Below are 273 nucleotides of genomic sequence, written 5' to 3' on the forward strand. Positions count from 1 at the left end.
TTCAACGCTGGTAGATGGTTTTCTGGCTCAGATTCACTGCCTGCCATGCGTACCGATTAATGAGGTGGCAAAAGAGAAACTGCCACATTACGTCATGAGTGCAACCGCAGAGATCGGGCGTGTTGCTGCAGGTGCGGTAGCTGAGCCGCATCATGACGGTACTGTGCACTGGCATCTCATGTGTTTCATGCGTAAAAAAGACCGCCGCGCCATCACTGCATTACTGCGTAAGTTTGCCATCCGTGAAGACCGCGAGGAGCTGGGCAATAACAC

General features: G+C 52.7%; 1 protein-coding gene. It reads left to right on the forward strand.

The genetic code is table 11. The annotated features are described in order from the left end of the window. The coding region (locus SB775_RS29435) for a replication endonuclease (RefSeq protein ID WP_410864769.1) at positions 1-273 on the forward strand (273 nt) is incomplete at both ends.

The organism is Peribacillus sp. SIMBA_075 (genome assembly GCF_046534585.1).